This is a genomic window from Streptomyces sp. NPDC002742, assembly GCF_042888885.1.
Taxonomy (GTDB): Bacteria; Actinomycetota; Actinomycetes; order Streptomycetales; family Streptomycetaceae; genus Streptomyces.
Genome location: NZ_JBIAQF010000061.1, coordinates 1 through 5,359, shown reverse-complemented (window position 1 = coordinate 5,359; position 5,359 = coordinate 1). Strand labels below are relative to the sequence as shown.

1 protein-coding gene and 1 pseudogene are annotated in these 5,359 nt (G+C 68.1%); both read right to left on the bottom strand.

Annotation, left to right across the window (positions count from 1 at the left end):
* Nucleotides 1-1,143, bottom strand: a pseudogene (locus ACFYW8_RS44350) (hypothetical protein); the annotation flags it as partial.
* Between the two features lie 283 nt (nucleotides 1,144-1,426).
* A complete protein-coding gene (locus tag ACFYW8_RS44345; RefSeq protein ID WP_389093791.1) occupies nucleotides 1,427-4,975 on the bottom strand; it encodes a LamG-like jellyroll fold domain-containing protein in 3,549 nt (1,182 codons plus the stop codon).
* Nucleotides 4,976-5,359 lie beyond the last annotated feature (384 nt).

Genomic DNA, 5,359 nt, shown 5'->3' with positions numbered 1-5,359 from the left:
CGAACTGCAGACACTCCTCGCCACCTGGACCGGCGCCTGCCCCACCTGCCACCAAGACATACCCACACCCATACGAACCTGACCAAGCCCTACTACGGCCTTGCCGTTGAGGACCAAGGTGGCGTTGCCGTACTTCCAGCACAGGTCGCCCTTGCCGGACTGACCGTCGTCCTTGCAGGAGCCGTACTTGCGCTCGATGTAGGACTCGGTGATGGAGAAACCCTCGCCGACCACCGAGGTCTGGTTGTTCTCCCCGGCCGTGCGGCCGTCCACCGAGGCGGAGTTGTAGGAGATCGACAGGTTCGGGGCCGGGCCGGCCGTCGCCGGGGGAACCCGCAACGGGTAGTTCCAGGTGAAGTCACCCGTGCTGCCGCCAGCCTCCCAGGTCGCGGTCGGGGACAGCGACGTGGCACTGTAGTCGCCCCCGCCGCCCGAACTGTCGGCCGCCGCCGCCAAGAGCATCGGGGTGCCGGCCGTCAGCGTGCGGGCGGGGAGGGTGCCCGTCAGGGTCTGGGACTCCGCGTCGTTGTCCGCGCCTGCCACCGGGGTCTGTGTGCGGCAGGACTTCTTCTGCGGGGTGGTCAGCGCGCACGCCGGGAGGCTCACCAGGTGCAGACGGGGGCCGAAGTTGCCGCCGTAGACATCGTTGAAGGAGGAGTAGCCCAGGGAGACCCGGAGGCTGTCACTGTCACCGGATGTGGTTCTCGCGGGGGCGACGGTGAGCAGGACGCCGTTGACGCCCGCCTTCTTCGCGGCCGACTGGGAGTGGACGCTGAGCGCCACCTCCTCCGCCGGACCGGTGGCCTTCGCTTTCTTCTTGGTCTTCGCCGACTTGGCTGCCGCGACGGCGGGTTCCTGGGCCAGGGCCATGCCGAGCCCGCCGATGGTGACAGCGGCCTTGCCGGTCGCTGCAACCTCGGTGGTGGCTTTCCCGGCCTTCGGCCATGCGGCTTTCTTCAGCCGTTCACGGGTCTGGCGGGACGCCGGTGCGGCTTTGTCCTTCGGGGCCTTGGATGTTCCGGGCTTGAGCACGCCCACTTTGTTGATTTTTGCCTTGGGCCGGTCCTCCAGCGGCTTGCGGGCACTCTGGGCCTGGGCCTGCGCAGCGAAGGCGTAGTCCGAGGGAATCACGACTTGCGGCAAGAGGGATAGGGACGCGATGACCGCGCCATGGCCGAGCCAGCGGCGTATGACCGCCCCTGGCAAGCGTGGGCGGAAGGGTGTTGAAGACACGGTGAATTTCCCGATTTTCGGAAATGGAAAGGGGCAGAGTGCGCCCGGGCGACGACGGTGGCGCCCGAGCACGCTGGTTCTCGACAGCGCGTCCGCCAAGACACGCGGAGCGTTTCGAGCAGAACGGACAAGGACGGAAGAAGGCGGGGGTGGGACAGGGCAGGCAAGGAGGCCCGCCCTGTCCCACCCGCTCCTATCGCTGCTCGGCGTTGCGCCGGTTGGCGATCGTGTCGGTGGAGGTGGCTCCGGCCCAGACACGGACGCTGTCGATCGTTCCGGGGAAGTAGCGCGCGGCAGTGCCGTTGATCTTCGCCCGGCCGATCTCGAATGCTCCGCCGCCCTGCCAGGGGGCCGAGTACGGCACGCCGTCCTCGTCACCCATCAGGGCGCTGTCGACGTAGAGCTTCAGCGCGCCGAGCCTGGAGGTGTCATCCGGGTCGGCTGCCGCCTGGGCGTCGTGGACGACCGTCAGCATGACCGGGACGCCCAGCTTGGCCGTGGTGAGCGCGGTGGACTCGCTCTCGGTCCAGAGCGCTCCGGTGCCGTCCTTGTCGGGACGGCCGAACATCCACCGTCCCTGGGTGCTGCCGGCCGGCTGGTCGTACCAGACACCCCAGGAGGACTGGCTTGTGCCCGACTGGCCGAACACCTGCACCGCGTACGACTTGCTGGTGTCGGCGAGCTTGGCGGGGTCCAGCGTCACCCAGGCGGTCGCGGTGAACGAACCGGAGTCGTCGACGACCGGACCGGTGGCCGTGGCATAGGCGCTGGTGCCGTTCAGGGTCATCGCCTGCGTGGTCGTGACCTCTTCGCCGATATCGGGGTCGCCGGTGGTGAACTGGGTGAGCGCAGCTCCGTTGAGGGTCAGGTTCCGGCTGAAGCCGCTGGTGTCTGTGATCGTGGTGCCGGTCGCGTTGGCCATGTCCGTGGCGTCCCACTTGGCGACGAGCGCCGGGACCGGGTCGCCGGCGGTGCCGTCGCTGAGGTCCTCGTCCTCCAGCCAGGCATCGTGGGTGACCTCGGTGTCGGCGAGCGCACGGGACCAGACCTTGACCTCGTCGATGGTTCCGGCGAAGTTCTCCTTACCGGTCGCCGCGTGCCACAGCCGGCCGACCTGCAGACCTCCGGACGCCTTCCACGGGGTGACCGTGAACGGCACCGGACTGCCCTGCGGGACGCCGTTGACGTAGAGCTGGATCGTCTGCGCCGCGGCGTCGTAGACACCCGCCAAATGGGTCCAGGCCTTCAGGACCGGGGGCTTGGTGCCGATCGAGCGGGTGATCGCGGGATCGGAGACATCCGTCTGGTGACGGTTGAAGATCCAGGCGTTGTAGGCCGTGGAGTAGTAGAGCTGGAAGCCGGAGGCGTTCGTGCCCGCCTGCGACAGGACGGTGTAGTTGACGTCCTTCTTCTCCAGGCGCGCCCAGGCCGAGACGGTGAAGGACTTGGTGGTGTCGAGCACCGCGCCGGAGGTGGACAGATAGGCGCTCGTGCCGTTGAACTTCGCCGCGCCGGAGCCGCTGCGGGCCAGGGTGTCCCAGGTGGCCCCCGAGGAGGTCAGCGGGTGCTGGGTCGCGGTGGTGGAATCAGTAAGGGCGTTGTCCAGGTGCCAGATCCCCGAGGGGGCCTCGGCGCCCTTCACCAGGAAGCTGTAGTAGCCGGTGAGCGAGCTGTGTGCGGCCGCGTCGTAGCCCCAGACCTGGATGGTGTTCTCGCCGGCCTGGTTCGGCGTGATCGTCTGGGTGGTGGCCGTGCCCTTGGCGACGGGGATCGGGGGCGAGATGGCGCCGCTGTTCAGTTTCCATTTGTAGCTGACCACGTCGGACTGGATGCCGGGCGTGGTGGCGTTGGTGTCCGCGGGGGTGAAGGTGAACTTGCCCGGCGTGCCCACCCCGCCCGCGGCCGGGTCGGTCTCGGCCGACTTGTAGATCCCGTCCGCGCTGGTCACCACCGGAGGCGGCGGCGAGTCGGTGTCGACCCGGAAGTAGCACCACGACGACCACGACGAGTCCAGCACGCCCGTGACGCCCCGGTCCGTCTTGTAGTACGCCTGCGTCTTGACCCGCATCCGGTAGTCCGTCTGCGGCGGCAGCGCGCTGGAGGATGCGGTTCGGGCCGCGTTGTCGGCCACCCATGCGCTGTCCGGCGAAGCCGCGTACCAGGCGCGGCTGGAGCCGTCGGCCTTCCACACCTCGAACAGGGCGCGCAGCTGGGCGTTGGAGCCGTCGGAGGACTGCACCGTGGCCAGCATCTTCGGCGTGGTGGCACTGGTGGTGAACGGCTGCGTGGAGGCGTTGCAGGCGCGCCCGGTGGTGCCCTGCTGGACGCCGTACGAGGTCGGCTTGCCCGGGTAGGAAATGTACGTCACCGACAGTTTGGCGTCGTTGCGGAACCGCGCCCAGGCCCCGGCGTCCGACTCGTCGTGCGCGGTCAGTGAGAAGGTGATCTGCGGCGCCTTGTCCGCGGCGTAGGACGCGAGTGTCGTCGTCAGGTTCTCGTTCGTCTCGTCGAGGTTGTCGCTGAAGCGCACCCAGTTCGCCGGCTGCGACGGGCTGCACAGACTGCCCCGCCCGTAGGCCACGTTCCGGTCGCCCATCAGGTCCACCCCGCTGGGACGGGACGACCACGTGGTGCTGGAGGAGATGCCCTTGTCCACGCGGCTCAGGTCGTACCAGTGCGGATCACAGGAGAACGTCCACTCCTGGTACACCTCCATCGTCGCGTCCAGGACCTTCTTGCCGTGGATCGACGACAGCGGGTACTCGAAGTACATGCGCTGGGTGTACGGGCTGTCGGAGCAGAGGTAGCCGGCGTAGTTGGAGCAGCGCCCCACGCCCTTGTCCCCGTCGAATTTCCAGTACTTGGTGCCGTTGGAAGCCAGAGCCGTCCAGTCGCCCAGAGTTATGCCCTTGGTCGGCGGGTCGATGTAGAGAGGGAAGACGGTGTCCTGTCCGTGGAGGAGGGCCGGATCGGGCGTGATCTCAAGAGTGGTCCCGTTGACCTTGAGCGGGAGCTCGGCCGCAGCGTCACCGCTGCCGGGGCCCTCCAGCGGGGTCGGATCACCGCCGGCGGCAGGCAGTGGGGTTGTCTCCTTCGTCGGCACGCCCTCGGTCTCCGCCGCTGCCGAAGAAGCGGTGCGGGCGAGTTGAGTGGTGACGTGGGCAGGGGAGGCGACGGCTGCCGGGGTGTCACCGGCCGAGTCCCACATCCGCCCTGTCGGGCTCTCGAAGACCGGGGTGCCGTCGCTGTCGCGCGCGACGAAACCGCCGTCAGCTGTCGGGGCGATGTCCACGCCCCGACCTGACACCGTCATCCTGATCGTCGCGAGCGCCGGGTTCTTCGCCGCCTCAGCGGTCTTGACCACGAGCACCGAGGTGTAGCCGGAACTGAGCGCGGTCAGTTTCAGGTCCACGTCCGGAAGGACTCCGGCATAGGTGGCGGTGTCGCCGTCGAGCTGGGGCTTGGGGAGCGCGGTGGGCCAGCCCAGTTCCAGCGAGCGCCCTTTGTCCTTCAGCGTGACCAGAGCGTCGCCGGTGCCGCCACCCGAGAAGGTGAGGCCGGCTGTGGTGTTCTCCGCCTGTACAGTGCCGTCGGCTTCGTGCACGAGGGTGGTGTCGATCGGGCCCCAGGTGCCGTCGTCCTTACGGGCACGGACCGGAGCCGCGTTCATCTCCTGCGTGAAGGTGCCGTCCGGGTTGGCGAAGACCTGGGACGACTCGGTGGTCGCCGCGTCCACGGCCACCCGCTCACCGGTCGTGGCCGCACGAGCGCTTGCCTCTGACTCCGGAGTCCTGTCAGCCGTAGTCGTCGCTGCCCTGTCATCGGCGAGTGCCGGAGTCGCCCCGGCCACCGGGACCGCACATCCTAGGAGCGTGACGGCTATCGCCCCGCTCCGCATCGCCCGACGCCAGCGATGCCGACGTTCTCGTGAAAGCACACCCCACCCGTTTTCTTAATTTTTCTTAACAAGATTGCGGGGAGCATGCGGTGTGTGATCATTTAGGTCAACGGTGGCGCGCATCACATTGACTTGAGAAGGCTTCCGCATACCGGTCGATGGGCGTGGTCAGTCGAACTGGGTTCTGGATCGGGTGATCGCGGCGGCGCCGGTGCATGAAGACAGGGT